Origin of the sequence: Chryseobacterium sp. 22458, assembly GCF_052044975.1 — a bacterium.
Classification (GTDB): Bacteria; Bacteroidota; Bacteroidia; order Flavobacteriales; family Weeksellaceae; genus Chryseobacterium.
The window spans coordinates 524,590-550,999 of record NZ_JBQEOA010000002.1; the positions used below are offsets into that span (position 1 = coordinate 524,590).

A 26,410-nucleotide genomic window follows, 5' to 3' on the forward strand; every position below is an offset into this window, starting at 1 on the left:
ACGTTGAAAAAATATTTATTGCTTTTTACAATGCTGCTATGCAGTGTTGTCTGGGGACAGCAAAAGGATACTGACAAACCTGTTACCCCTCATATACGTCTTAAAGCAGATGCTAAAAAAGACAAAATATCACTAAGGTGGGCCGTAGACGAACCTTTGGCATGGCAAAGAGCCAATAAAACAGGCTTTACTTTAAAAAGGTATGTGCTGGTCAGAAATGGAAAAGTACTTCCGAAACCTGAAGAAAAAGACCTTGGAACTTTTAAAGCTGCTTCTGAAAATGAATGGAAGAAAATAGTAGAAAAAAATGACAATGCTGCTATTGTTGCCCAGTCTCTTTTCGGGGATAGTTTTGAGGTGGAAATGGGAGAAAAGCAGGGCAAGCTAGAAGGTGTTGTCAATAAATCTGCAGAAATAGAACAGCGTTTTGCCTATGCCCTTATGGCGGCTGATCTGGATTTTGAAGTAGCAAAACTTGCCGGATGGGGCTATACCGATACTGACGTGAAACCCAATGAAAGATACCTTTACACGGTAAGTACAGCACAGGATGGCCAATCTATAAATGTGATTTCTGTAAAAGGAGAGGCTCTGGCTTCTCTCGCTGCTACGAATGAACTGCCTAAACCATTGGATTTTATTGGAATATTTAGAGACCAAACGGTAACACTGTCCTGGGAATATCTGCAGCTTCGTGAAACTTATACCGCTTACTACGTGGAGAGAGCTCAGGAAGGAGGTACGTTTAAAGAATTGGGAGATCTTCCGGTGATGAATATGAATGATAATGACGGCAGGCAAACCCAAGGGATGGTATTCGTAGACTCACTGAAACAGAATAATGCCAAATTCAGTTACAGAATCCGTGGGAAAACTATTTTTGGAGAATATGGGCCGTATTCTGATATTGTTTCCGGCGCAGGTAAAAAAAGCATGGAAGCTACTCCAAGGATTTCTGAACTCAGCATTGGCGAAGACGAAAGCATTGTTTTAGAATGGGAATTCCCTAAAGAAGGAGAAAAAGATATTGCTTCCTTTGAACTGTTACATTCCGAAACCGATGCACAGAACAGCTACAAAACCATCAAGAACAAAATTCCTGTTACTGAAAGAAACTTGGTAACAAAAAGCCTTGCGCCATCCAATTATTATAAAATCCAAGCCGTTGGAAAAGGTGGTGATAAACGTGAATCGTTTTCAGTTCTTGCACAACCCAATGATATAACACCTCCGGAAACACCAGCCGATTTTAAAGGTAAAATAGATTCTCTGGGAGTCGCTCATCTGGAGTGGAAAGCCAATACGGAAAAAGACCTTGAAGGCTATCATGTTTTCAGAGGAATTCAAAAAGGAGATGAATTGGTAAGGCTTACCCCGCAGGCAATTACTCAAAATAAGTTTGAAGATAAAGTTGTACTGGAGAATCTGAACGCTAAGGTTTATTATTATATCACGGCTACAGATCGTCGTAAGAATCAATCCAAACCATCCATTATTCTGGAACTTGAAAAACCGGATAAGGTGAGACCACAGGCTCCTGTATTCACAGAATATAAACTGGAAGATGATGGTAGAATAACATTGCACTGGCTGAAGAGCCATAGTGATGATGTTGCTTCTCATCAGCTATACCGTCAGGCTAAAGATTCAGAAGATAAAAGCTGGAAGTTGATCTATGAAACCAAAGAAATCAAACCGGATTATATCTACACAGATAAAGATGTAGAAGTGAATAAGCAGTACACGTATTACATGCTTGCCATAGACAAAAGCCGGCTAAAGTCAGATAAATCTCAGGAAATGACCCTCAGAAGCAACAGCTTTGAACCACAATCCATCCTTACCAACCTTTCCGGTTCAGCCAGCAAAAGTAGAGCACAGATTGAACTGAGCTGGAAGATTGATGGAAATGGAGTAGGAGAAATTATAGTCTACCGTCAGAAAGGAACAGAAAAACCAAGTCTTTGGGGAACATTAACAGGAAACCAGAACTTTCTGGAAGACAGATCCATCCAGGTAGGAAATACCTATACCTACTATTTGAAACCGATGATGAAGGACAACCATGTTGCCAAAACTGAAAAAATAACTATCGAATATTAAACACAAGATAAATGAGAAGAATTTTATTTTCACTATTAATCATGGTGAATGCCCTTGTTTTCGCTCAATCCAGCATTTCAGGAGATGCTAAATACAAACTATCCTTAAATGGCTGGGTAGGCCTTGCGGGATCAGAAAGCTGCGGTACATTCAGAGGATTGCAGTGGATTACAACATTTTATCAGAATGGGACTAATCAGAATATATTTGGTTCCTATGGGAATCGAGGGGAAACATTTTATAATGCCTCCATACAATATGATAATATTTTTTATACCAAACACAACAGAATAACAAGACTGAGTATCCATACAACTAACAGAAGAGGTAATTTAAGCTGTTCATCCTATGAGAATGAAGGAAATCCCCCGGTTTCAGAATGCATGAACAGGTATTACGATTTTTCAGAGTTTGAACAGATTGAACGTCATTTTCCTGGTAATGTTACCATAAAGTCTGTTCCATTTGTTACCTTGAATACTCCTACAGGAAATAATGTCAATATTTCAGGAGAGGAGTTTTTAACCATTACTTTGCCTGATAACATAGATAATCAATACTATAACTGGGAGTTTTCAGTAGGAGATATCAATAATTTCACTCCTTTTCCAGCACAGTTTAACCACGTGCCGGTGCTTCATTTAAAAGGAAAAGATTTTCTTACAGATAACGATTTTGGTAAAACCATTTACATCCGTGTCAATATGGAAAACTGTACCAGTGCTCCTGCCACTTCTAATATTATAGCATTTTCTTATTATAAATCTGCCCCTCATATTTTTTCAAGTGTGGTGTCTCCTGCTAAATGTTTCGATTCAACAGATGGAAGTGTTACTTTAAATTTTGACAGACTATTGGCATCCGGTGAAACACTGAAAATATCATTGGTAAATACAGATACAGGGGCTGCCGTTTTAAATCAGGATATTACCAGCCAGCTTCAGGCTAATACATCATATAGTGTTCAGAATCTTGCGCCAGGAAAATACAAACTTGACCTATTGGGAACCTATGGATCCAATGCCACTTATACAGATGGCCCGGATCATACCATTAGTTTTGAAATTGTAAAGCCTACTCCGGTTACCTTCTCAATGGCTTCCCAAACCAATGTATACTGTTTTCAGGGAAATGACGGGATTATTGCATTAACAGCCGGTGGCGGGCAAAATCAGTTTCAATATACAGTAACCAAAGATAATCAGCCTTATCTTGACTGGACAGCCTTTAGTAACGGTGCCAATACACAAATACAAAATCTGGCGGCAGGAGTCTATAAAATAAAAGTAAGAGATTCCAATCTCTGTGTAGCGAAAGAGGGTGGCAATGAAAAAGAAATTACAATAACCATTACCCAACCTGCTGCTGCAATAGCTATTCCCGCATCTGAAACGGAAATTTCACAGCCAACAGGATATGGACTAAGCAATGGCTATATTTCTGTGAGAGTTATTGGCGGAACTCCCAATACCAACGGTTCCTATGACTTTGAATGGCGAAAAGATACAGCTAACGGAACCGTGATTACTACAGGAATTACAACAGATGCCACAAACAATCCTTTTACGATTAAACTTGACGGGCTTCCTGCCGGGAAATATTATTTAACCCTAAAAGATAAAAACTATTCAAGTGCATCCAGCCAGCTGGGGAATTGTGGAATTATTTCTCAGGAATTTATCGTAGATCAGCCTTTGCCATTAATTTCCAATATTGAAATTCAAAAGCAGATATCCTGTAATATAGCCAACGATTATCAATATAAAGCAGACCTTAATGGCAACGGGATTCCGGATGAGGCTGAAGATGGTATTTTAAAAGCTTTAGTAACAGGAGGAGTAGGTGCGTATACCTACCAGTGGCAGATTCAGAATGGTGGTGTTTTCCAGAATATTGGGGGTGCTACGCAATCTACATTGGCAAATCTTACAATCGGTACTTATAAAGTCCTTGTAAAAGATGCCAATAACAATACTACAGATGCCCAATTTACATTTGTATTTCCTGCACAGCTGGCAATTACCTTATCAGCAAGTACGATTGCATGCTACAACCAGAGCAGTGGCCAGGTGTCTGTTACCGCCACAGGAGGTACCGGAGCATATTCTTACCAATGGAATACCAATGATACTACGCCTACAGTAACAGGATTATCTGCAGGGAACTATTTTGTTCTGGTGAATGATTCCAAAAACTGTAAAACGAGTGGCAGTATTCAGATTATCGGGCCGGATGAATTGCTTATTGAAGACCTGTCAGTAAATCATCCTATTTGTTTTGGAGCTGCGAATGGTGAGATTAAAATTAATATCACAGGAGGTAAGGCTCCTTACAATATCGTTTGGTCAAACGGAGTAACAGGATTAAATAACACCGGAATTATGGCAGGAACTTATACTGTCACTGTTACCGATGCCAATGGATGCAGTATCTTCAGAAATTATACCCTTACAGACCCTGCCCAGCTTAAAGTAGATTTGGGGCCTGATATCACTTTATGTTTAGGAGATACACAAACGTATAATGTTGATATCAATGAAGCTGGATCAACCTATCAGTGGAAAGATCAGACAGGAAATATTATCTCTTCCAATTCATCCGTTACCTTATCCAAAGCGGGTACCTATACAGTTTTGATTACAGACTCCAAAGGGTGTACGGCAACAGATGAAGTAGTCATTAAAAATTCTATGGATGTGCTGGATCCACAGCTGATGCTGACAACTCATGCCTATGTTGAATCCACTGTAGTACTTGTTAATACTTCTCCAACGAAACCCGAAAAAGTTGCATGGGTAATTCCTGATACACCGGAGATTCAGGTTCTTAATAAAACAGATGACTTTTTAGAACTGAAATTTTCCAAAACAGGATCCTATGAAATTGGGCTTAAAGGCATGCAGGGAGAATGTGTAAAAACATTTTATAAGAAAGTAGTTGTTGAAGAAAATACATCGGGAGTCAATACCAATCCGGTAAAAGCTTCTAATGTAAGAGAATTCACGATTCTTCCCAATCCCAATAAAGGTGTATTCAAAATACTGGTAGGACTTGATGTAGGAGCACCGGTAAAAGTAAGAATTGTTGATATGGTTTCCCATGAAGCGTACCCGGCAGTTGAAATGCCTTCATCCACATTCTTCACGATTCCTTACAGCACTTCACTTCCGGCAGGAACATACCTCGTTATATTGGAAACAAGAAATGAAGCCCTGGTGAAGAGAATGCTTGTACAATAATATAACCATGATGAAAAAAAATAAATCAATGAAAACTTACAAGAATTTAAACATACTGTACTTTCTTTGTATAGTTGCGTTCCTGTTCAACGGATGTGCTGTAGAAGAAAGTATACCTGTAAAGGCTGATTTTAGTATAAAAGTGATTAATAATGATTTTTCAGTTCCTGTAAAAGTTGAAATTACCAACAGATCTACAGGAGCTGAAACCTATGAATGGTCATTTGAAGGAGCTTCAGTTACCGGTTCCACTGAAAAAAGTCCGCAGCCTATTACTTATGCCGCCCCGGGTATTTATAAAATCAAGCTGAAAGTCTCGAATAAAGATGGCAATGTAGATACCAAAGAAGTTGAAGTAAAAGCAGATGCTGCGGTAAATGTAGACTTTGAATGGCAGATGCAGGGCAGTGATATTGCTCCGGTTACGCTAAAAATGGTCAATAAATCTTTAGGAGCCACCCAATATCTTTGGGAGTTTGAAGGTGGAAATCCATCCACTTCCAATGAAGAAAACCCAAGTGCAGTATTTACAACACCGGGAGATCATGCGATTAAACTTACTGTTTCCAACGGTCTGGAAACCTATTCCACACAAAAGACCGTGAACGTAAAACCTGCTATGACGATTGATTTTAATTGGTCTGTGGATGCTATTGATAATGATTATCAAACTCCTGTAGTACTTCATCTTAATAATCTGTCAACCAATGCTGCCTCATATGAATGGATTGTCTCTGGCGGAGTTCCAGCCACATCAACAGCAGCGAGTCCTGATATCACACTTCCCGCTGCAGGAATCTACACCATTATTTTAAAATCTACCAATGATAAAGAGACAAAAACGTTGCAGAAACAGGTAACGGTGTTGCCGGATTCCAACCTGTTGTCATTCAGTGATATTCAATTGGGAATCAATAGCGCTCACGCTGCTGTTGGATGTTTTTTCTCATCCGAACTTGGAAAAGTAATTAAGCAGGGAGAAGTAAACGCAACCAATGGTTCCAAAATAGATTTTGCCTTCTTTGGGCTGAATTCAACCTTCCTGTATAACCAGTTTGTAGCACCGGATGAGGTTCAGAATACAGGGTTCATTGCCATTCCTAATGCTGTTCATACCAAAGTGATCAACTCGCAGGAGTCTGTAGGTGTACAGCTTTCTCCGTCAGGTTTTGATGCTTTGGATTCCGGAAATGATTTCTCTTCCATCAATGTTGTAGAAACCAATGCAGGAAAAGCTCCGTTCAACAATTCTACAGTACCAAGGGTAGTTGTTTTCCAGACTGCTGACGGAAGAAAAGGGGCCATCAAAATCAAGAATTTTGTAACCAATGGGCCGAATTCTTATATAATAGTGGATATTAAAGTACAAAAACAACCTTAAAGCTTTTTATATGAATAGAATTTATACAAAAAGTACTGTTTTGTTGCTTTTAACCTCAATTTTTACATTGAATAAGGCTCAGGAAGTAGATTTAGAGAACATTGGAAAAAGAACGATAGAAGAGCTTAAGAAGAATCCTTTTAAAATCAGTGGCGGAATTTCAGCAAACTCTGTGTTCTACAGTTCAAACGTTTACAGCGGCAGAGCTCCATTTACCTATTTTTTAAATGGAAATCTTAATCTTGGACTTTACAGGTGGAGTATGCCTATTTCTTACAGCTTTACCAATCAGGGAAGCCAGCTGGGATATCAGGTTCCATTCAAATTTAACAGATTAAGCATTGCTCCCAAATACAAATGGGTAAAGGCTTATATTGGAGATGCCAATATGACCTTCACTCCCTATACCTTTAACGGATTGTTGTTTACCGGAGCAGGCCTGGAGCTTACTCCCAATATCCCCCTGAAAGTTGCTGTAATGACAGGAAGACTCAATAAAGCCGTTGAAGACGATGGAAATCCAAATACAATTCCAGCCTACCGAAGAATGGGATATGGTGCCCATATCAGGTGGGAAGAAGAAAGATATAAACTTGGTTTGGTAGGGTTTTATGCCAAAGATGATTTAGGTTCTTTGTCTGTTGCTCCGGATGCCAAAGGTGTCCTTCCACAGGAAAACCTTGTCTTATCCATGACCGGAAGTTTTATGATTGATAAGAACCTGGAAGTCTATGGAGAATATGCCAATACAGCATTAGTGGAAGACCTGAGAGCTACCTCCCAAGGTGCCGTAAAAAAAGGAGTGGCTTCAAAATTCCTTTCTCTTAATTCTTCTATGCAGAATTATTCAGCTTATAATGGAGGTGTTAATCTGAAACTTAAAAAAGGAATGATTGGGGTCAGATATGAAAGAATTGATCCGGGATACAGAACGCTGGGAGCTTATTATTTCAATAATGACCTTGAAAATATTACTTTAAATACTGCCTTCACCCTATGGAAAGATAAGCTGTCGATTGCTGGAAATATAGGAAGACAGCGTGATAATCTGGACAGACAGAAATTTAAACAGACCAGCCGTTGGGTAGGAGCTGTTAATGCCAATCTGAAAGCTTCTGATAAACTTATGATTACAGCAAGTTACTCCAACTTTACCATGTTTACGAACAAACAGTTGAATCAGTTTAACAACATCAATAACAATCCACTGTTGATCCAGCAGCCAAAAGATTCTATTGATTATAAGCAAATTTCACAGAATACCAGTATCAACGTGAATTATGTTATTTCCAGTACCAAAGATAAGGTACAGAATATTAATCTGAACTATTCCCTGAATGATATGGTAAACAGAGAAAATGGAATCGTAAGAAGAGGTGGCTTATCCAGATTTCACAATGCTAATGTAAATTATAGCTTAGGATTTCCTGAAAAGAAGATGAATATTGCAACTTCATTTAATTACACCCATACATATGCTGCTTCTCAGAGATCAAGTATTTGGGGACCGGCAATAACGGTGACTAAAGCCTTCCTTAAAGAAGATAAGCTGAAAACCAGTGTGGGAGCATCATATAACCATTCCGGTAGTTCTTCCGCAAATATAAATGTGACTAATTTCAGGCTGGGAGCGAATTATATTCCATGGAAGAGACATAGTTTTGATCTTAATTTTATTCAGATGTTTAGAAAAACCGATCAGGCTATTGAAAACCCAAGCTTACATGAGATGACTTGTACGGTAGGGTATAACTATAGTTTCTAGAAATAGAATTATAAAAAAACAGCTAATTATTTACAAATCAAATAATTAGCTGTTAGTGTAAGTAGACCCACAGGGATTCGAACCCCAGATGACTGAACCAAAATCAGTAGTGTTACCGCTACACCATGGGTCTGTTTTGATGCTGCGAAATTATATAAATTATTTTAAATATAAAAATCTAAATTAAAGATTCATTAACATAATAAGTAGTTTGGTAGCTTTACTTATTGATAGCCAAATAATTATTTTTAGGATAAATTTTTTAAAAAATATTTGCTTTTACATTAAAATAGCCTGATCAGGGATTATTTGAGCCATTTAAATGAAAATATTGAGATAAGTTACCGGCAGAATAGCAGCTTCTAGCATCCCTCTTTCAGCTTCCTTACTTAACTATTAAATTATAAAATCTTATCTTTGCAAAAAAAATTGGGCTCCAAAAGTTGGAGTAACCCATTAATAACATATCCTGAGCACAGCAAAGGATTATTAAACATTTTTTATGTCAAATATTGTCGCAATCGTTGGACGTCCCAACGTAGGAAAATCCACGCTTTTTAACCGTTTATTAGAAAGAAGAGAGGCTATTGTAGATTCTACAGCCGGTGTTACTAGAGACCGTCACTACGGAAAATCCGACTGGAATGGGGTAGACTTTACCGTTATTGATACCGGTGGGTATGATGTAGGTACAGATGATATCTTTGAAGAAGAAATCCGTAAGCAGGTACAACTAGCCGTAGATGAAGCAACTTCCATTATATTTATGATGAATGTGGAGGAAGGACTTACCGACACTGATCACGAAATTTACAGACTTCTGAGAAGATCCAATAAACCGATCTATATTGTTATCAATAAAGTAGATTCTGCCAAAGAAGAACTTCCGGCAACAGAATTCTATCAGTTAGGTATCGATAAGTATTATACACTTTCTTCAGCTACAGGTTCCGGAACAGGAGATCTGTTGGATGATATCGTTAATGATTTTCCTACTACAGAATATAAAGATCCTTTCGAAGGATTGCCTAAGATCACCATTGCAGGCCGCCCGAATGTTGGAAAGTCTACAATGACCAATGCTTTATTGGACGTTGAAAGAAATATTGTAACCGATATTGCAGGAACTACCAGAGACAGTATCCAGACGCTATACAACAAATTCGGTCATGAGTTTGTATTGGTAGATACAGCCGGAATGAGAAGAAAGTCTAAAGTAAATGAAGACCTTGAATTCTATTCCGTAATGCGTTCTATCCGTTCTATTGAATATTCTGATGTGGTCATCATCATGGTAGATGCTACGCAGGGATGGGAGTCTCAGGATATGAATATTTTCGGATTGGCTCAGAAAAACAGAAAAGGAATTGTGATTCTTGTCAACAAATGGGATTTGATCGAAGATAAGCAGACCAATACAATGCGTGATTTTGAAAAATCAATCAAAGATAAAATCGGCCAGTTCCAGGATATTCCGATTCTTTTCGTTTCTGCTTTGACCAAGCAAAGAATTCTGAAAGCTGTAGAAGTAGCAATGGAGGTGTATGAAGACCGTAAAAAGAAAATCAAGACTTCAAAACTGAACGAAGTAATGCTTCCTATTTTCGAAAGAACTCCGCCACCGGCACTTAAAGGAAAATATATCAAAATCAAATATTGTGTTCAGCTTCCTACTCCGTCGCCGCAGTTTGTATTCTTCTGTAATCTTCCGCAGTATGTGAAGGAGCCGTATAAGAGATTTACTGAAAACCAGTTGAGAAAAGAATTCGGATTTACCGGAGTTCCGATCGAAGTGTATTTCAGACAAAAATAAAAACAATGATTATAAAGAAATCTGGTGAGGAAAACCCTTGCCAGATTTTTTATAGACCTACTTTATTCTATTCGGCCTCAAACTGCAGATTCGTTTTTTAGTTGTAATTTTGCAGGAATCAAACGTCGATTTACCTAATTAAAAATTAAGATCTTCATGCTTACTATATTATCTCAAAACTTTTCTCTTGTCAATGAGTGGATTAACGAACTTCGAAACATTGAAATTCAGCATGACCGTATGAGATTCCGTAGAAATATGGAAAGAATTGGAGAAATTGCAGCCTTCGAAATCAGTAAAGGTTTAGAGCAGAGAGAAGTTGAAATCCAGACTCCGTTAGATACCATAAAAAGCAGAGAAATTGCAGTTCAGCCGGTGATTACTACCATATTAAGAGCCGGAGTGCCTTTGTTTGAAGGGATTTTGAATTATCTGGACAGAGCAGACTGTGGTTTTGTAGCAGCTTACAGAAAACATGATGCAAACGATTATTTTTCCATCAAACAGGATTACCTTACTTGTCCCAACATTGAAGGAAGACCTTTAATCGTAGCAGATCCTATGTTGGCAACAGGTGCTTCATTAATTGAAGCGATCAAGGATTTGCTTACTAACGGAAACCCCACACAACTTCACATTGTGGCTGCTATTGCCTCAAGACAAGGAGTAGAAACCATTCAGAATGCATATCCTGATGCTCATATTTGGGTAGGAGCTATAGATGAACATTTAACTTCAAAAGGATATATCACTCCTGGTTTGGGGGATGCCGGAGATTTAAGCTACGGGGAAAAACTTCAGCGATAAATTAAGAAAGATTCCAGAAATCTTTTATTAAATTCAATAATAAATTTGGTCGTACTTTATCCATAGGATGTTTGGTATCCGGGAGTACGGCCAATTTTGCATCAGGAAGGCTTCTGTAAACCTGTAAACTCTCTTCAATGCTTACCATATTATCTTTATCGCCTACCATGATCTGAGCATGAACTGTAATCGTACCCAGGTTATTTTTCAAAGGAGGGTTTTTCCCCAGATCAATCATTAATTCAGCAATAGCCGGAAGAAGTTCTTTCCATTGAGGTCCGTGTTGAGATTCTAAAAGCTGAGCGTATTGCGGAACTTTTTCTGTAATTACCTCTGGATTTAGCATTTTAGCTTCTTTTCTTGCCTGTTCTTCAGACCAGTCAAATTTTGTACCCAAGGTAATGACTGATTTTACATTGTCAGGAACTTTCATTGCGTAGCAAAGAGCAACATATCCGCCCATACTATGTCCGAAAATAGAAACATCAGTCAGATTGTGCTTTTCACAGTATACAGCCAGTTCCTGAGTGTACTTTTCAATTGTAATACCGCTTTCAGGAAGCTCAGTATCCCCGTGTCCGGAAAATAAAGGGGTGTGAATACTAAAATAACGGGATAATTCTTCCACATAAGGAGTGAAAATATCGTTGTGGCCTAAAGCTCCGTGTAACAAGATCAGATTGGGCATTATGGATTAGTTTTCCTGAAAATTAGTAAAAAGAATTGAAAAGAGAAAGGGATGAAAAAGAATTCTGAAAATGTTCACGAATTAAACAAAAACTTAATTTTACACATCCATTGCCATCACCAGCACACTCACTTTATTATCTCCTGTGTTCAGAATTTCCCATGCAACAGAAGAAATTGTATTTCCTGTGGTGAAAACATCGTCAATCAGAAGGATATGTTTCCCGGTAACAGGCTGGGTCACAGAAAATGTGTTGACTGTTTCCAGTCTGTGTTTCTTATCTTTTAAAGCTTGTGCTTTGGCGTAATGATTTCTTCTGAGCAGTTTATGATCAAAAGGTATTTTATAAAATGCCGATAAGGTCTCAGTAAATACATGAAGCTGATTGTATCCTCTTTCCCTTAGCTTCTTAGGATGAAGCGGAATGCTTACCATAAGATCGGGCTTTTCATTTTTAAAATCAAGTCGTTCAGTGGTCCAGTCGGCCAAAATCTTCCCGGTTATTTCTCTGTTTCTGTATTTCAGTTCGTGAATAATCTTCCGGCTCAGACTCTCTTCTTCAAACTGCATTAAAGCAAAAGTATGTTCAACAGGAAAAAACAAGCTGCACCTTTCCTTAATCGGATTATGTTCGGAATAGGCATAATGGGTGAAATGAATCTGGCTGAAACAGAGATCACATACCAGAAGGTCAGGATCGATAATTCTGCTGCATTCAATGCAGCGGTTGGGGAAAAGCAGGTCTAATATCATTGATGTGTTTTTTACTAAGTTATGAAATAGTTTTCAGCTGATCAATTAAAAAACATCACCTTTAATCTTAAAAACTGCATTTTTATCATCTCACGCTTACTCCCTCAAACTCTCAACCCAACAAAACCCTCTCACTCAAAATCCTTCCTTATCTTATCGATAGCACTTTTCATACTAAGATTGAAATGTTCCTTTTCCAGTCGTACCGGAGGTGCTTCTCTTACCTCGCAGTCTGCAATGCTGCAGGATTCACAGGTAACGCCTACATTGATGGTCTTTAAAGAAGACGATTTGATGAAACTGATTTTCTTTATGGTTTGCGGATTCAGCAGAATGCCCAGGCAATAGCTTCTGTTGCTTCCATCAGAAAAAGGATTCTTCTGAGAGGTGGATATCACCAGGTAGCTTATTCCCTGATCTTTGTAATGAGAAATCTGTGCATCGGTCAGGGTTTCATTTTCTTTTAAATGATGAAGGTTTTTCACGGCGATCCATCTTCTGCAGTAATGCTCATTCATAGCATTGGCATGAGGAGCCTGCTGATGGTTCAGGTGAAGCTCTTTTAAAATCTGTATCTTATCCGAATCTTTCTTTTTTACCAGGCATAGATAAAACAGATCCTTGATTCCCATTTCGGCAGAGAGAACATTGGTTAAACGGTAATAAAAGGTTTCCGGCGAATGGGTAAAGCTGTTGATAAGATCTTCAAAGTCTTTAGGTTCCCAACTGTTTTGTCGGAAAAATGCTGAAGTTTTCTCAATGACAGGTTCTTTCGAAATTAATAATGCTCCCGCAAAATATGAAGCATAAAAATTATTAAGAATTTCTTCAAAACTTCCGAAATCAAGCCATGAATAGGTATTGGGACGGATCTTTAAATCTAAAACCTTAAAACCTATTTCTTTTGCTAAAATGAATGTCTTCTGATCCTTTTCAAGCTTTCTGTTCAGAAGCAGTAATTTATTTTCCGGAATGAACAGTGAGCGGAGATTGTCCAGGGTTCCATATGTTTCGAAATCCTCAGACTGAATTGTGTAACCGAACTTTTCCGTAAGGATCTTTTCCAGAACATCAGACTTCAGGTTTCTCTCTATATGAAGCTGGTTTTCCTGAATAAACTGACTTACTTTTTCTTCAATTTCCGGAAAATAATTATCATACAATTCCTGGAATGAACGCAGAACAGCGAAATAAAACCTTTCCTTTCCCAGATTATAATTCTGAGAGATCTCAATCAAAGCATTGATAAAAGCGGTTACCTTTTTGGGAGCGTCACTGATGATGCTGATCAGATTATTTTTGTTGATCCCGAAAAGTTCCAGCGGGACCTCTTTGAAAAAATCCGATTGCAGAATTTCATTGAAAGGCGCTAGGCTTTTGTCAAGCTTTGTAGAAACCAGATCGTCAAACGTACAGTTTAGTGCCTCCGAAAGCTGAATGATCTTGTCGTGTTTCGGATATTTTTTTCCGTTCTCAATTTCGTTGAGGTAAGATTTTGATAATCCGGTTTTTACAGCAAGATCCTGCAAAGACCAGTTTTTCCTTCGTCTCTGCTGCTTCAGTTTCAGTCCGAAAACTGTTTTGATAAAGTCACTTTCTGGATTCATGATTCAAATATAAATATTTAGATGCGATTATTCGCATAATAATTTTTAAATAAATTTAGCGAACGTTCGCTATTTGTGAAAATTTTTATTTATGTTTGTAATATCAAATCACAAAATCAACACGTTATGGAAACGAAGGCACAATTAAAAATAAAGGCTCAGAAGCAGTTTGAAGAAATTTTCACTCCGGATTTGATCGATTTTCTTGTAGCGCTTCATCAGAATTTTAATCAAAAAAGACTGGAGCTCTTAGAAGAAAGGAAAAAAACACAGCAGAAATTTGATCAGGGAATTCTGCCTGAGTTTCCGAAAGAGACTGCAGAAATCAGAAATACAGATTGGGTGTGCGCTCCGCTGCCTGAAGATTTATTAAACAGAAGGGTAGAGATTACGGGACCTGTAGACAGAAAAATGATCATTAATGCTCTGAATTCCGGTGCCTTTACTTTCATGGCAGATTTTGAAGACAGTAACTCGCCTAAGTGGGACAACTGTATGCACGGACAAATTAATCTTTCAGATGCGATCAACAGAAATATAGACTTTGTAAACGAAAAAGGGAAGGCTTATACCCTTAATGAAAAAACGGCTGTCCTGCTAGTTCGTCCGCGGGGACTTCATTTACCTGAAAAACATATCGGGATCAATGGAGAAGAAACATCCGGTTCATTGACTGATTTTGGGATTTATTTCTTCAGAAATGCTCATAAGCTTCTGGAAAACGGAAGTGGTCCCTATTTTTATCTTCCCAAATTAGAACATTACAAAGAAGCCCGCTGGTGGAATGAAGTGTTTGTTTTTGCCCAGAATTACCTGGGAATTCCTGAGGGAACCATTAAAGCAACAGTTTTAATAGAAACGATTACCGCTTCATTTCAGATTGATGAAATTTTATTTGAATTAAAAGACCATAGCGCAGGACTGAACTGCGGAAGATGGGATTATATTTTTTCCTATATCAAAAAATTCAGAAACCTGCCGGATTTTATTGTTCCGGACAGAGATCAGGTGACTATGACTTCTCCGTTTATGAGTGCTTATTCAAAAAGAGTTATTGAAATATGTCATAAGAGAAACGTTCACGCTATTGGTGGTATGGCCGCCCAGATTCCGGTAAAAGATGATGATGAAGCCAATCGTATTGCTTTTGAAAAAGTGAGAACCGATAAAGAAAGAGAAGTGAAAAACGGCCATGACGGGACATGGGTTGCCCACCCGGCATTGGTTTCAGTAGCAAAAGAAATTTTCGATCAGTATATGCCCTCCGAAAACCAAATTGACAGGAAGGTGGAATACCACATTACAGAAAACGAGTTGCTGGAAATCCCTAAAGGTGAGATCACAGAAAAAGGAATCCGGAAAAATATCAATGTGGGAATCCTTTATATTGAAAGCTGGCTGATGGGAGTAGGGGCTGCGGCCATTTATAATCTGATGGAAGATGCCGCTACAGCCGAAATCTCAAGAACACAGATCTGGCAATGGCTGAAAAATGAAGCCATTCTGAGTGACGACAGAACACTGACAAGAAATATGATTCTTCAATGGGAAACCGAAGAAATGGACAATATTGAAAAATACGTGGGTGAACAACGCTTTAAAAACGGAAAATTCAACCTGGCCAAAGAGCTTTTCAATGAACTGATCTTCTCGGAAAACTTTGAAGAGTTCCTGACATTGAAGGCGTATCCTTTTATCTAGTTTAAAAGAGATCACACTTGAGTTGTGGTGATAATTACGAAACACCACATTCAATATATTAATTCCTCAATCTTTAATCTAACAAAATCCAAATATTATGAAAACAAGACAAGAACAAATCCAGGCTATAGAGCAGGATTGGCTTACAAATCCTCGCTGGAAAGGTGTGAAAAGACCTTATACGGCAGAAGAAGTATTAAAGCTTCGTGGCTCTTATACAATTGATTATACCATTGCCACAGAAATGTCTAAGAAATTCTGGAATAAACTGAATAACCAGGATTATGTGGCAGGTCTTGGGGCTCTTACAGGGAACCAGGCTGTACAGGAAGTAGATGCAGGATTGGAAGCAATTTATCTTTCAGGCTGGCAGGTGGCGGCTGATGCTAATCTGTCCGGAGAAATGTATCCTGACCAGTCTTTATATCCAGCCAATTCAGTGCCCTCTGTGGTAAAAAAAATCAATAATGCTTTATTGAGAGCAGATCAGGTACAGTCAGTAAGCGGAACCGGAGACAAAGAATATCTTGTACCCATCATTGCTGATGCTGAAGCTGGCTTTGGCGGAAACCTGAATGCTTTCGAGCTGATGAAACAGATGATAGAGGCAGGAGCTGCTGCCGTACACTTTGAAGACCAGCTTTCTTCTGCTAAAAAATGCGGACATTTAGGAGGGAAAGTATTGGTGCCTACCCAGGAAGCGGTCAATAAACTGATTGCAGCCCGTCTGGCAGCAGATGTACTGGGAGTGCCAAGTATTATTATTGCAAGAACAGATGCTGATGCAGCGGATCTGCTGACTTCAGATATCGATGACAGAGATAAAAAATTCGTAACCGGTGAAAGAACTTCCGAAGGCTTTTATGTTGTAAAAAACGGTGTGGAACAAGGAATAGACAGAGGATTGTCTTATGCACCGTATGCAGACCTTATCTGGATGGAAACCTCAAATCCGGATCTGGAACAGGCAAGAAGATTTGCAGAAGGTATTCATGCTAAATTCCCTAGAAAGATGCTGGCTTATAACTGTTCTCCGTCTTTCAACTGGGCGGCGAGATTAAGCGTTGAAGAGATGTCCACATTCCGTGAAGAGCTTGCTAAAATGGGGTATAAGTTCCAGTTTATCACCTTGGCAGGATTCCATGCACTGAATACAGCAATGTTTGAACTGGCTTTAGCGTATAAAGAAAAAGGAATGGCAGGATATTCTGAACTCCAGGAGCGTGAATTTGCATTACAGCAGAGAGGATTCAGAGCAGTGAAGCACCAGTCTTTTGTGGGAACAGGATATTTTGATGAAGTGCAGAATATTGTCACCAATGGCTCTTCAGCAACGGTAGCCATGAAAGATTCTACAGAAACAGCACAGTTCCATTAGTCATTTTTTCCATATTTTTTGATGTTAAACCTTTCTCAGCTTTTGGGAAAGGTTTGTTTTATTGTGATAAGACCGGATGATATTCAGACAACTTTAAATAGGAATGGAAATTTGTATTATATTTGAAAACAAAAAAAACAAGCGTTTTTGAAAACCATATTAAAAATGAATTTAATTAAAGTATTTTTTATTACAGCCGGATTAACACTAACGGCTCATGCAGCTCATGCTCAACAAAAAATTGGAAATGTAAACTCGGATGATGTATTTGCTAGTTTATCTGAAGTAAAAACAGCCACTACAACTATTGATAACCTGACGAAAGCCAAGCAGACAGAAGTTGAAAAACTGATCACTGAATACCAGACAAAACTGAAAGCAGCACAGGATAAAGAAAAAACACTGAGCCAGGCTAATAAAGAAGCCGTAACTAAGGAGCTTATGGCAGCACAGACAGAACTGCAGACTCTTGGTAAGAAAATTGAAGATACAAGAGCGCAGGCTGCAAAAGATATTGGTGCTAAACAGACAGAGCTGTATACACCATTACAGCAGAAAGTAAAGGCGGCTATTGCTGCTGTAGCTAAAGAAAGAAGTTTAAGCTATGTTTTTGATACTTCGGCACAGGAGGGAAATAACCTTGTGTTTTCCGATGGAAGTGAAGATATCACAGCTCAGGTGAAAACCAAATTAGGAGCTTCTGCTGCACCTTCCAAAAAGTAATCATTTCATATCAAATATAAACGGAATCAGAAAAAACCTGATTCCGTTTTTTTTATCTGCTATTTTGGAAATAACGCAGTACGTTTTATTTTTTAAATGATACATTTGATTAAACTTTCAGAGAAATGAATTTAATGTATGAAAAACAGATCAGGGTAACTGAAGAACATATTGATGGAAATAATCATGTCAACAATGTGCAGTACGTACATTGGGTAGAGGAAGCAGCAGTAGAACACTGGGAACTTTTAAAACATAAAACAGCATATGCAGACGATGCCTGGATGCTTCTGGATCATCATATACAATACAAAAAACAGGTTTATCTGAATGATATCATTACCGTGAGAACCTATCCTATACCTCCTGAAGGTGCAAAATAGCCCAGGAAAGTAGAATTTTACTGTAATGATGAGCTGGTAGTAGATTCCAGTACCCTTTGGATTTTATTTGATCCGGAAACCAAAAAACTCAAACGTCTGGAAGGCAACTGGCTGGAAAAACTGGCCTGAATACTGTAAAACAGGAATCAATAGGCAGACATTCAATTGATTTTTTTATTTTAGTCCATTAAAAACTACATTCCATGAAATTCTATTATTTGATAGCATTATTATTCCTCAGTATTTTGAGCTATGGTCAGACTGATTTTTACCGGTTTTCAGATGATATTAAAAAGATACAGGAAGATTCTGCCCAATCAGCATCCTGGAGGGGTCAGATGGGAGCCACTTACTATTCAATAAGCGGGAAATATAAGCCTGCTCTGGAAAGTTGGGATATGGTTTTTGGCAGAGCTCAAAGGCTCAGTACAGCAGATAGCCTGAAGCTCACAAAATTAATCCCTGTCAATGCAAAAGATTACATTCTGAACCGGGCATCTCAGGAAAAAATCATCATCATCAATGAAGCGCACCATAATGCGAGCCACAGAACATTTGCATCTTCTCTGCTTCAGGGATTGTATGACAGAGGATACAGATATCTTGGAGTGGAGACCCTGGCCAACGATTCTTTAAATACCACAAAATTTGCCAACCTTAAAAGCGGGATATATTCTCAGGAACCTGAGTTTGGAAATTTCCTTTACCATGCCCTGAAGATTGGATTTAAACTTTTTCCTTATGATGCTGAAGGAAACGGAAAAGAAAGAGAAATAGGCGAGGCAAAAAATATCTATAACTTTATGCAGCAGAATAAAGAAGGAAAATACCTGATTTATTGCGGCTATCAGCATGCCTATAAAGGCGTACATACATCCTGGGAGAAAACGATGACCGGAAGACTTATGGAACTTACCGGTTTAAATCCTCTTACGATAGACCAGACTCAGTTTTCAGAGAAAAGCCTTCCAAAATATAATGAGCCATTGCTACGCCTGGTGAATAATACGGTTCCTGTTATTTTAAAAAATAAAGATCAAACGGTATATAACGGGGAAGACCAAAAGATGTTTACCGATATAAAGATCATTCATCCCAATACAAAATATAAGAAAGGAAGACCCGGCTGGATGCTTACTGAGAACAGAAAGTTTTATAAAGTTCCGGCTTCAGAAATAACAGAATATCCTGTCCTTGTAATGGCATACAGAAAAGGAGAATTTGAACAGAACGGTATTCCTGCCGATATTATAGAACTTAATGAGCCTAAAGACAGTCGCTTTCTGATCCTGGATAAAGGAAATTATGAAATTATCATCAAAGACAGAAAATATAATGTGAACCGAAAGTTTGAAGTAACCTTGAAATAATAATAAGGACCCAGCTATAAAAAAAACTTGGGAACACCATCGAAAGGCCCTGACGAAAATGGGAATATGAAATTCATGGAATTCATGAGTGTTTCGACGGAATGATCTTTATCAAAAATACCAATACTGTGACAAATTTGTCCACCACTTAATTCTTATCATGCTTTGCCATATAATGATTGCTTAATATAAATGAAATTTTATGAAAAAAATATTCTTATCAGGAATAATACTTACGGTTGTAAGTTGCAGTTCATACAAACCGATCTCAGATTCTGAACGTGAAAAGATCATTTCTGAATTGAGCTACATCAGAAACATTGATCAGGAATATGCAAGCCTGCCACCCAAAGAAATGATGGAGAAATACGGTGAAAAAAACGCATGGAAAGTATTTGAAACCAAAAGGGACAGTGTAGGAAAAGACAACCAAAGTAGAATTAAAAGACTGTATGCGCAGTACGGTTATCTTGGCTTTAAACAGGTTGGGGAAGCTAATGCTACTAAATTCTGGATATCCATTCAGCATGCCGATGATGATGTCGGATTTCAGAGAACGATGCTTAAAGCCATGAAAAAAGAAGTCGGTAAGAAGAATGCCCATAAAAATGAATATGCGATGCTTGAAGACAGGGTTGCTATCAATTCAGGTCAAAAGCAAAGATTCGGGACTCAGGTAACTTATAATAAAGCGGAACAGGCAGTGCCTAAAAATGGATTGGCAGACAGTATGAATGTGGATAAGTTACGGGTAGAATACGGTTTACCCTCTTTTAAAGAATATTACAATCAGATGACCACCATGCATTTTGAAATGAATAAAAAGATATTTCAGAAAAGAGGAATCATGGAGCCAAAGCTTTATAAGTAAAAGATAAATCAGTTTTTCAAAGAAAGATGTAATAATCTGGCATATGTAGCTGTCTTTAGTAAAGAACCATAAAAATCAGGCAATGATACGATCCGTTTTAATCATAGCATTTTCAGGCTTATCTTTTCTGGGGTACAGCCAGACTGCAGAACAGACAAAAGCAATTGATGCTTATATAAAAAAGGTGATCCAGGTCAACGAAATTCCCGGAATGGCCGTAGGAATCGTAAAAGACAATAAAATAACTTTCCAGAAATATTATGGGATGGAGACTCTGGAAAGCGATAAAAAAGTCAACCCTCAATCCATGTTCAGAGTATATTCCAATACAAAGCTGATGTCAAACATAGGCCTTTTTCAGCTTATTGAACAGGGGAAAATATCTTTGGATGACAACATTTCAAAATATCTGGACCACTTACCGGATGCCTGGCAGAACGTTCAGGTAAAACATCTTGTAAGCCATTCTTCAGGAATTCCGGACTGGATTCGTTATGAAGATATTCCGTTGAATGCCACCAATGCTGAAGTGATCAACAGGCTGTCAAAAGAAAAAATGGATTTTGAAACAGGAAGCGAATATCGATACAACCAGACAAATTATATGCTGATTGCCATGCTGATTGAAAAAATAACAGGAGAAAAATTTGAAGATTATATCCTGAAAAATCAGTTTTCAGATGCTAAAGGTCAGGTAGTTTTTTCGTCTGATTCTAAGGAAGAAATTCCTAACCGGATCGTAAAATATATCTACAACAAAGATACCCATAAGTATGATAAATCCACATTTGTGGAAGGTAGAAGAGCTCATCCGGCGAATGGCCTGGCGATTACATTACCTGCTTTTTTACAATGGAGTATTCATCTCAGTAAAAATGATTTTCTGAAGCCCGCCACGCAGGAGTTGATGTGGAAACCGTTTGAATATACGAAGAAAAGTGCATCCTTCACGCATGGCTGGGATATGTCAACCTTTAATAATATAAAAGGCTATTCCTTTTCCGGTGGAAATGTAAGTGCCTATAAAATTTTCCCGGAAGAGAATATGGCTGTTATGCTGATGTACAACGGATATAAAGAATTTCCTGTTTATTTTCCGATGATCAATCAGATTGCAGGTATTATAGATAAGCGTTTACTGGATCCTTATATGCTTGCTGAAGAATATACAAAATCCGAACCTCTTATTCATCCGGACCTTCAAAAGAAAACGTATGGATACCGGATCGAAAAAGGTAACGTCATTTTTTCTTATCGGTTTTTAGCAAACAAAAGAGTAGATTATATTAAAAATATGTCCGTTGCAGGTTCGTTCAATAACTGGAATCCTGAAGATAAAGCATATCAGATGAGTCTGAAAAAAGATAATACTTTTGAAATTACAATTCCCCAATCACAGTTTGAAAAAGGAAAAACCTATGAATTTAAATTTGTAATGAACAAAACCGGATGGCTTTCCGTACCTTATAATGCTTTAAATGCCAAGGGAGACCGTGATAAAAATTTAACATTTACAACCAGTAATTAATCCTGTTGGTCTCAACTTAATAAAGCAAAATAAAATCATAAAATGCTCCCAAAAAGTAATCTAACTTTTGGGAGCATTTTATTTCTTGCTCTTTTTATCTTAACTTTGAACATTGATTTTACAGTTTTTCATAGAGCTGATTCCCTGAGATTAATTCTCTGTAGTTTTTTATGGGGAGAAATTTGAAAAACAGTAATTTTTTTAAACTTATTCATTGAGTATGATACGTATTACAAAAATTTTTACATTCGAAACCGCTCACGTGCTTTACAACTATGACGGGAAATGTAAAAATATGCATGGGCATTCCTATAAGCTGTTTGTAACAGTGAAGGGAAAACCGATTAATGATATTGAAAATCCTAAAAATGGAATGGTGGTTGATTTCGGAGATATTAAAAGTATCGTAAAATCTGAAATCGTAGACGTATGGGATCATGCAGTGCTCGTTAATGCGCTGTCTCCACACAAAGAATTGGGGGACGACCTTGAACAGAAGGGGCATAAAGTAATCTACTGCAGCTTTCAGCCCACATGCGAAAACATGCTGTATGCTATTGCTTCCAAAATAAAATCAAGACTTCCGGAAGGAATTTCTTTGGCTTACCTTAAACTTCATGAGACTGAAAATTCTTATGGAGAATGGTTTGCAGAAGACAATTAATAATGATCCAACAAAACTCAGACGGTGTTAAAAACAACAATCAATTTAGAACCCGGAAAAAAAGTATATTTCGCTTCTGATCAGCATTTTGGTGCTCCCACTCCGGGAGAAAGCAAAGTACGTGAGGAGAAATTTATACGTTGGATGGATGAGATTAAGGAAGATGCCCAGGTTTTGTTTTTAATGGGTGATCTCTTTGATTTCTGGCATGAATGGAAACATGTTGTGCCTAAAGGCTACGTACGTGTTCTCGGAAAAATTGCAGAGCTGAAAGACAGAGGCGTTCATATTTACTTCTTTGTAGGTAACCATGATCTCTGGATGAAAGATTATCTGGAAGACGAAATCGGATGCACGGTTTTTTATCAGAAACAATACTTTGAAATGGGCGGGAAGCAATTTCTGCTGGCACACGGAGACGGGCTGGGACCTGGTGACAAAGGCTATAAGAGGATGAAAAAGCTCTTCACCAATCCGGTGGCACAATGGTTTTTCAAATGGCTGCATCCGGACATTGCAATGAAAATAGCATTATACCTTTCCCAGAAAAATAAAATGATCTCGGGAGAAGAGGATAAAGCCTTTCTGGGAGAAGATAAAGAGTTCCTGATCATCTACTCCAAAGAAAAGCTGAAAACCCAGAAAATCGACTATTTTATCTATGGACACAGGCACCTTCCTATGGTGCTGGATCTGGAACAAAAGGCAAAATACATTAATCTGGGAGACTGGATTTCTTATTTTACCTACGGCGTTTTTGAAAAAGATTTTGAGCTGAAAACTTTTGAAAAATAAAACAAAAAAGACTACCCTGAGAAAGGTAATCTTTATAATGGACCGAAATCCATTCTTGTTTTTAATCCATATTCCATAGTAGAACTTGCAATAAGTTTACCAAAGTAAGATCTTAGTATTAAAAAATTATTAAATAAAATTGTTTCATCCTTATATTAGCTTTATAATCAGCGGGTAGAAGGATTAAAAAAGATATGAAACTTAAAAATATATTCAACATACAGACAGAGGAAGACTTCCTGAATGCAGCATTGGCAACATTTCGTTATCAGTATGAAAATGTTGAGATATACAGGAAGTTTGTTGACTTTCTGAAAGTGAATCCGAATGAGGTCAGCCGGTTAGATAAAATACCTTTTTTGCCCATAGAAATGTTTAAAAATCATCAGATCCTGGACAAAAATGTAACCGCAGACCTGTTCTTTCAAAGTTCAGGAACAACGCAGATGAATCTTTCGAAACATTTTATTGCTGATCCGGAACTGTATGAAGATAGCATTTATAAAAGTTTTGAACAATTCATAGGAAAGCCGGAAGACTTTGTTTTCCTCGGACTTCTGCCCAGTTACCTTGAAAGACAGAATTCTTCTCTGATCCATATGGTAGATTACCTGATGAAGAAATCAGATAAACCGGAAAACGGCTATTTCCTTTATAATCACGCAGACCTGTTTGGTCTCTTAAACCAGTTAAAAGACAGGAAAGTTATTCTTTTTGGGGTTTCTTTTGCCCTGCTGGATTTCCTGGACTATTGTCATTCTGAACGAGGCGGAGAACCTCTGAATTCCCTTGAAAATTTAGTAGTAATTGAAACCGGAGGAATGAAAGGCCGTAAAGAAGAAATGACGAAAGATGAGCTGCTGAAAATTTTGCAGGACGGCTTTCAGACAGATAAGATCTATTCGGAATATTCTATGACAGAGTTGCTATCACAGGCTTATTCCCTTGGAAACAATGAATATGAATGCCCGAACTGGATGAGAATCATGGTCCGGAATGCAGAAGATCCGTTAGCCTATGAAAAAGAGGGGCGAACCGGAGCTATTAATATTATTGATCTTGCCAATACCCATTCCTGCTCTTTTATTGCCACTCAGGATCTGGGTAAAATACTGGGAGACAAATTTCAGGTATTAGGACGAATAGATCATTCAGATATCCGTGGCTGTAGCCTTTTGGTGAGCTAAGAACCAGGGTGTTGAGGAATTTGAAGTCACTTATCTCTTTATCTTTTGCCTTCATTATTAATATATTCAACTCATGATCAAGATAGAAGAACTTGTCCACGCATATATTCATACCCATTGCGATTTTGAAAAAGAGCTCGTTTTGACCAATTATTTCCAGGCAGACTGGGAGGCGGATATCCTTATTGTTGATTCGGATGGATCAAGCCACGAAATTGAGATCAAACTTTCGAAAAGTGATTTTAAAAACGATTTCAAAAAATCATACCTCAATAAAGATACCGGTGAAAAGTTTCTGAAGCATGATAAAATTTCCTGTGGAGATTATGTTTGCAATGCATTTAGCTTCCTTTTACCAATGGGGATGGTAGACGCAGTACTCATTCCTGACCATTGCGGAATTATTGAATTCTATCATAATGCGGATACCTGGGAAACCGAATTTTATCTGATCCGCCCGCCGAAAAAACTTCACGAAGATTCCTACTGGAAACTGAATGATAAAGACCTTTTTATCAGGAAAATGGCACTTAACCTGCTTCAGCGCAAAATGGAGATCAAAGGAAAACATGAAGAGCTTATTTTCAAAAATCCTTTTGATATCAAGAAATTAAAATAAAATTAGTTTCATTAATTTTTCTAAACAATATATTCATAAGGCTTCGTCAGCGGCAAAATCGCCTTTCTTTGCTTAGCTAAAATGAGACGTTATTTTATTTAAACTCTGCGTTTTGAAAAATAATCCTTAAATAAAAAAAATCCTGTCAGCTGACAGGATTTTGTGTATAGATGATTTTTAAAATTAATCTACGATTTCATCAGCATCTCTCTGAAGTAAAAACTTATAAATAAGTCCTCCTACAATTCCTCCCAGGATTGGAGCTACCCAAAACAGCCAAAGCTGTGACATGGCAAGCCCGCCTGTGAAAACAGCCTGAGAAAGAGATCTTGCAGGGTTTACGGAAGTATTGGTGATAGGAATAGAGATTAGGTGAATCAGGGTAAGGGCAAGACCGATAGCAATTCCGGCAAACTTACCATTGGCCCATCTGTCTGTTGCTCCCATAATCACAATAAGGAAAAATGCTGTTAATAAAAACTCAGCCAGGAATGCTGCTCCCATACTGAATGCTTTTCCGTTATAAACTGCTTCGCCATAGAAGTTAGTGGCAAAAGCCCCCGGTTGGGAGAAGTCTACGGCTCCGGCACCGTTTAGGATCGTGTAAAGACATCCTGCTGCCACAATAGCCCCAAGACATTGTGCTACAATGTAAGGGATAAGATCTTTTGCAGAAAACCTTCCTCCGGCCAAAAGTCCGAAAGAAACTGCCGGATTGAAATGTCCCCCGGAAATATGTCCTACCGCATACGCCATGGTAAGAACAGTAAGACCAAAAGCCAAAGCAACTCCTAAAAGTCCGATGCCGATATCTGGAACACCGGCTGCAAAAACAGCACTTCCGCAACCTCCGAAAACAAGCCAAAATGTGCCGAAAAATTCAGCAAAAAGTTTTTTTATCATATTGTTTATTTTTAAAATGTAACTCAAATGTAAAGTTTATATCTTAAAGTAAAAAGTTAAAACTGAAAAAATATTTCAAAAATGAGAGAACAAAAAATTATAAATTCAACAATTTGGTTTAATGTTTGTTTG

General features: G+C 38.0%; 21 protein-coding genes and 1 tRNA gene. 17 read left to right on the forward strand and 5 right to left on the reverse strand.

Annotation, left to right across the window (positions count from 1 at the left end; genetic code table 11):
* Positions 1-3: 3 nt before the first annotated feature.
* Genes ACTJJF_RS09645 through ACTJJF_RS09660 form a run of 4 tightly spaced genes read left to right on the forward strand, consistent with a single transcriptional unit; the run spans position 4 to position 8,488 of the window.
* Complete coding sequence (locus ACTJJF_RS09645) at positions 4-2,103, forward strand: hypothetical protein (RefSeq protein ID WP_440699514.1); 2,100 nt, start codon at positions 4-6, stop codon at positions 2,101-2,103.
* Positions 2,104-2,114: 11 nt separating this feature from the next.
* A complete protein-coding gene (locus tag ACTJJF_RS09650; protein ID WP_440699515.1) occupies positions 2,115-5,342 on the forward strand; it encodes a SprB repeat-containing protein in 3,228 nt (1,075 codons plus the stop codon).
* Between the two features lie 28 nt (positions 5,343-5,370).
* A complete protein-coding gene (locus ACTJJF_RS09655; RefSeq protein WP_440699516.1) occupies positions 5,371-6,723 on the forward strand; it encodes a PKD domain-containing protein in 1,353 nt (450 codons plus the stop codon).
* A 10-nt stretch (positions 6,724-6,733) separates the two neighbouring features.
* Positions 6,734-8,488, forward strand: coding sequence for a hypothetical protein (locus ACTJJF_RS09660; protein WP_440699517.1), 1,755 nt, complete (start codon positions 6,734-6,736; stop codon positions 8,486-8,488).
* 62 nt (positions 8,489-8,550) lie between these two features.
* Here ACTJJF_RS09660 and ACTJJF_RS09665 read toward each other — a convergent pair.
* Positions 8,551-8,621 (reverse strand) — tRNA-Gln (locus ACTJJF_RS09665).
* 369 nt (positions 8,622-8,990) lie between these two features.
* Between ACTJJF_RS09665 and der the strand changes: the two genes are divergently transcribed.
* Positions 8,991-10,301 (forward strand): ribosome biogenesis GTPase Der, encoded by a 1,311-nt coding sequence (gene der / locus ACTJJF_RS09670; RefSeq protein WP_065399114.1) that lies wholly within the window; start codon positions 8,991-8,993, stop codon positions 10,299-10,301.
* Between the two features lie 156 nt (positions 10,302-10,457).
* On the forward strand, positions 10,458-11,108 hold the full coding sequence (gene upp, locus ACTJJF_RS09675; RefSeq protein ID WP_312298268.1) for a uracil phosphoribosyltransferase: 651 nt from the start codon (positions 10,458-10,460) through the stop codon (positions 11,106-11,108).
* Position 11,109: 1 nt separating this feature from the next.
* Here upp and ACTJJF_RS09680 read toward each other — a convergent pair whose 3' ends face one another.
* The 3 genes from ACTJJF_RS09680 to ACTJJF_RS09690 form a co-directional block, all read right to left on the reverse strand.
* Positions 11,110-11,796, reverse strand: a complete 687-nt coding sequence (locus ACTJJF_RS09680; protein ID WP_440699518.1) for an alpha/beta fold hydrolase — start codon at positions 11,794-11,796, stop codon at positions 11,110-11,112.
* 99 nt (positions 11,797-11,895) lie between these two features.
* Complete coding sequence (locus tag ACTJJF_RS09685; RefSeq protein ID WP_440699519.1) at positions 11,896-12,549, reverse strand: ComF family protein; 654 nt, start codon at positions 12,547-12,549, stop codon at positions 11,896-11,898.
* Between the two features lie 131 nt (positions 12,550-12,680).
* A complete protein-coding gene (locus ACTJJF_RS09690; RefSeq protein ID WP_440699520.1) occupies positions 12,681-14,156 on the reverse strand; it encodes a helix-turn-helix domain-containing protein in 1,476 nt (491 codons plus the stop codon).
* 126 nt (positions 14,157-14,282) lie between these two features.
* Between ACTJJF_RS09690 and aceB the strand changes: the two genes are divergently transcribed.
* The 11 genes from aceB to ACTJJF_RS09745 all read left to right on the forward strand — a co-directional run bounded on the left by aceB (position 14,283) and on the right by ACTJJF_RS09745 (position 25,375).
* Positions 14,283-15,857, forward strand: coding sequence for a malate synthase A (gene aceB / locus ACTJJF_RS09695; protein ID WP_440699521.1), 1,575 nt, complete (start codon positions 14,283-14,285; stop codon positions 15,855-15,857).
* Positions 15,858-15,954: 97 nt separating this feature from the next.
* Complete coding sequence (gene aceA, locus ACTJJF_RS09700) at positions 15,955-17,235, forward strand: isocitrate lyase (RefSeq protein ID WP_440699522.1); 1,281 nt, start codon at positions 15,955-15,957, stop codon at positions 17,233-17,235.
* A gap of 165 nt (positions 17,236-17,400) precedes the next feature.
* Positions 17,401-17,958: an OmpH family outer membrane protein gene (locus tag ACTJJF_RS09705; RefSeq protein ID WP_312298259.1), complete on the forward strand. Its 558-nt coding sequence runs from the start codon at positions 17,401-17,403 to the stop codon at positions 17,956-17,958.
* 125 nt (positions 17,959-18,083) lie between these two features.
* The gene (locus ACTJJF_RS09710; protein ID WP_440699523.1) at positions 18,084-18,341 is read left to right on the forward strand and encodes an acyl-CoA thioesterase; all 258 of its coding nucleotides are present in this window, start codon (positions 18,084-18,086) and stop codon (positions 18,339-18,341) included.
* Positions 18,342-18,544: 203 nt separating this feature from the next.
* Positions 18,545-19,711, forward strand: a complete 1,167-nt coding sequence (locus ACTJJF_RS09715) for a hypothetical protein (protein ID WP_440699524.1) — start codon at positions 18,545-18,547, stop codon at positions 19,709-19,711.
* A gap of 202 nt (positions 19,712-19,913) precedes the next feature.
* Positions 19,914-20,582: a DUF6624 domain-containing protein gene (locus ACTJJF_RS09720; RefSeq protein ID WP_440699525.1), complete on the forward strand. Its 669-nt coding sequence runs from the start codon at positions 19,914-19,916 to the stop codon at positions 20,580-20,582.
* A gap of 82 nt (positions 20,583-20,664) precedes the next feature.
* Entirely contained in the window at positions 20,665-22,110 is a 1,446-nt protein-coding gene (locus tag ACTJJF_RS09725; protein ID WP_440699526.1) for a serine hydrolase, read from the forward strand.
* A 220-nt stretch (positions 22,111-22,330) separates the two neighbouring features.
* Positions 22,331-22,774 (forward strand): 6-pyruvoyl trahydropterin synthase family protein, encoded by a 444-nt coding sequence (locus ACTJJF_RS09730; RefSeq protein WP_312298251.1) that lies wholly within the window; start codon positions 22,331-22,333, stop codon positions 22,772-22,774.
* Positions 22,775-22,798: 24 nt separating this feature from the next.
* Positions 22,799-23,569 carry a UDP-2,3-diacylglucosamine diphosphatase gene (locus ACTJJF_RS09735; protein ID WP_312298249.1) on the forward strand — a complete coding sequence of 257 codons (771 nt, stop codon included), beginning with the start codon at positions 22,799-22,801 and terminating at the stop codon, positions 23,567-23,569.
* A gap of 194 nt (positions 23,570-23,763) precedes the next feature.
* The gene (locus ACTJJF_RS09740) at positions 23,764-24,756 is read left to right on the forward strand and encodes a LuxE/PaaK family acyltransferase (protein ID WP_440699527.1); all 993 of its coding nucleotides are present in this window, start codon (positions 23,764-23,766) and stop codon (positions 24,754-24,756) included.
* Between the two features lie 73 nt (positions 24,757-24,829).
* The gene (locus ACTJJF_RS09745; protein WP_312298247.1) at positions 24,830-25,375 is read left to right on the forward strand and encodes a hypothetical protein; all 546 of its coding nucleotides are present in this window, start codon (positions 24,830-24,832) and stop codon (positions 25,373-25,375) included.
* Between the two features lie 183 nt (positions 25,376-25,558).
* Here ACTJJF_RS09745 and aqpZ read toward each other — a convergent pair whose 3' ends face one another.
* A complete protein-coding gene (gene aqpZ, locus ACTJJF_RS09750) occupies positions 25,559-26,275 on the reverse strand; it encodes an aquaporin Z (protein WP_312298690.1) in 717 nt (238 codons plus the stop codon).
* Between the last annotated feature and the right edge of the window lie 135 nt (positions 26,276-26,410).

Bases quoted from the DNA above. Each gene is read 5' to 3' on its own strand.
- ACTJJF_RS09655 (WP_440699516.1), top strand. From the start codon at position 5,371: ATGAAAACTTACAAGAATTTAAACATACTGTACTTTCTTTGTATAGTT.
- ACTJJF_RS09690 (WP_440699520.1), bottom strand. From the start codon at position 14,156: ATGAATCCAGAAAGTGACTTTATCAAAACAGTTTTCGGACTGAAACTG.
- ACTJJF_RS09730 (WP_312298251.1), top strand. From the start codon at position 22,331: ATGATACGTATTACAAAAATTTTTACATTCGAAACCGCTCACGTGCTT.
- ACTJJF_RS09740 (WP_440699527.1), top strand. From the start codon at position 23,764: ATGAAACTTAAAAATATATTCAACATACAGACAGAGGAAGACTTCCTG.
- ACTJJF_RS09720 (WP_440699525.1), top strand. From the start codon at position 19,914: ATGAAAAAAATATTCTTATCAGGAATAATACTTACGGTTGTAAGTTGC.
- ACTJJF_RS09715 (WP_440699524.1), top strand. From the start codon at position 18,545: ATGAAATTCTATTATTTGATAGCATTATTATTCCTCAGTATTTTGAGC.
- ACTJJF_RS09745 (WP_312298247.1), top strand. From the start codon at position 24,830: ATGATCAAGATAGAAGAACTTGTCCACGCATATATTCATACCCATTGC.
- ACTJJF_RS09650 (WP_440699515.1), top strand. From the start codon at position 2,115: ATGAGAAGAATTTTATTTTCACTATTAATCATGGTGAATGCCCTTGTT.
- der (WP_065399114.1), top strand. From the start codon at position 8,991: ATGTCAAATATTGTCGCAATCGTTGGACGTCCCAACGTAGGAAAATCC.
- ACTJJF_RS09660 (WP_440699517.1), top strand. From the start codon at position 6,734: ATGAATAGAATTTATACAAAAAGTACTGTTTTGTTGCTTTTAACCTCA.
- ACTJJF_RS09705 (WP_312298259.1), top strand. From the start codon at position 17,401: ATGAATTTAATTAAAGTATTTTTTATTACAGCCGGATTAACACTAACG.
- aceB (WP_440699521.1), top strand. From the start codon at position 14,283: ATGGAAACGAAGGCACAATTAAAAATAAAGGCTCAGAAGCAGTTTGAA.
- upp (WP_312298268.1), top strand. From the start codon at position 10,458: ATGCTTACTATATTATCTCAAAACTTTTCTCTTGTCAATGAGTGGATT.
- ACTJJF_RS09710 (WP_440699523.1), top strand. From the start codon at position 18,084: ATGAATTTAATGTATGAAAAACAGATCAGGGTAACTGAAGAACATATT.
- ACTJJF_RS09680 (WP_440699518.1), bottom strand. From the start codon at position 11,796: ATGCCCAATCTGATCTTGTTACACGGAGCTTTAGGCCACAACGATATT.
- ACTJJF_RS09685 (WP_440699519.1), bottom strand. From the start codon at position 12,549: ATGATATTAGACCTGCTTTTCCCCAACCGCTGCATTGAATGCAGCAGA.
- aceA (WP_440699522.1), top strand. From the start codon at position 15,955: ATGAAAACAAGACAAGAACAAATCCAGGCTATAGAGCAGGATTGGCTT.
- ACTJJF_RS09725 (WP_440699526.1), top strand. From the start codon at position 20,665: ATGATACGATCCGTTTTAATCATAGCATTTTCAGGCTTATCTTTTCTG.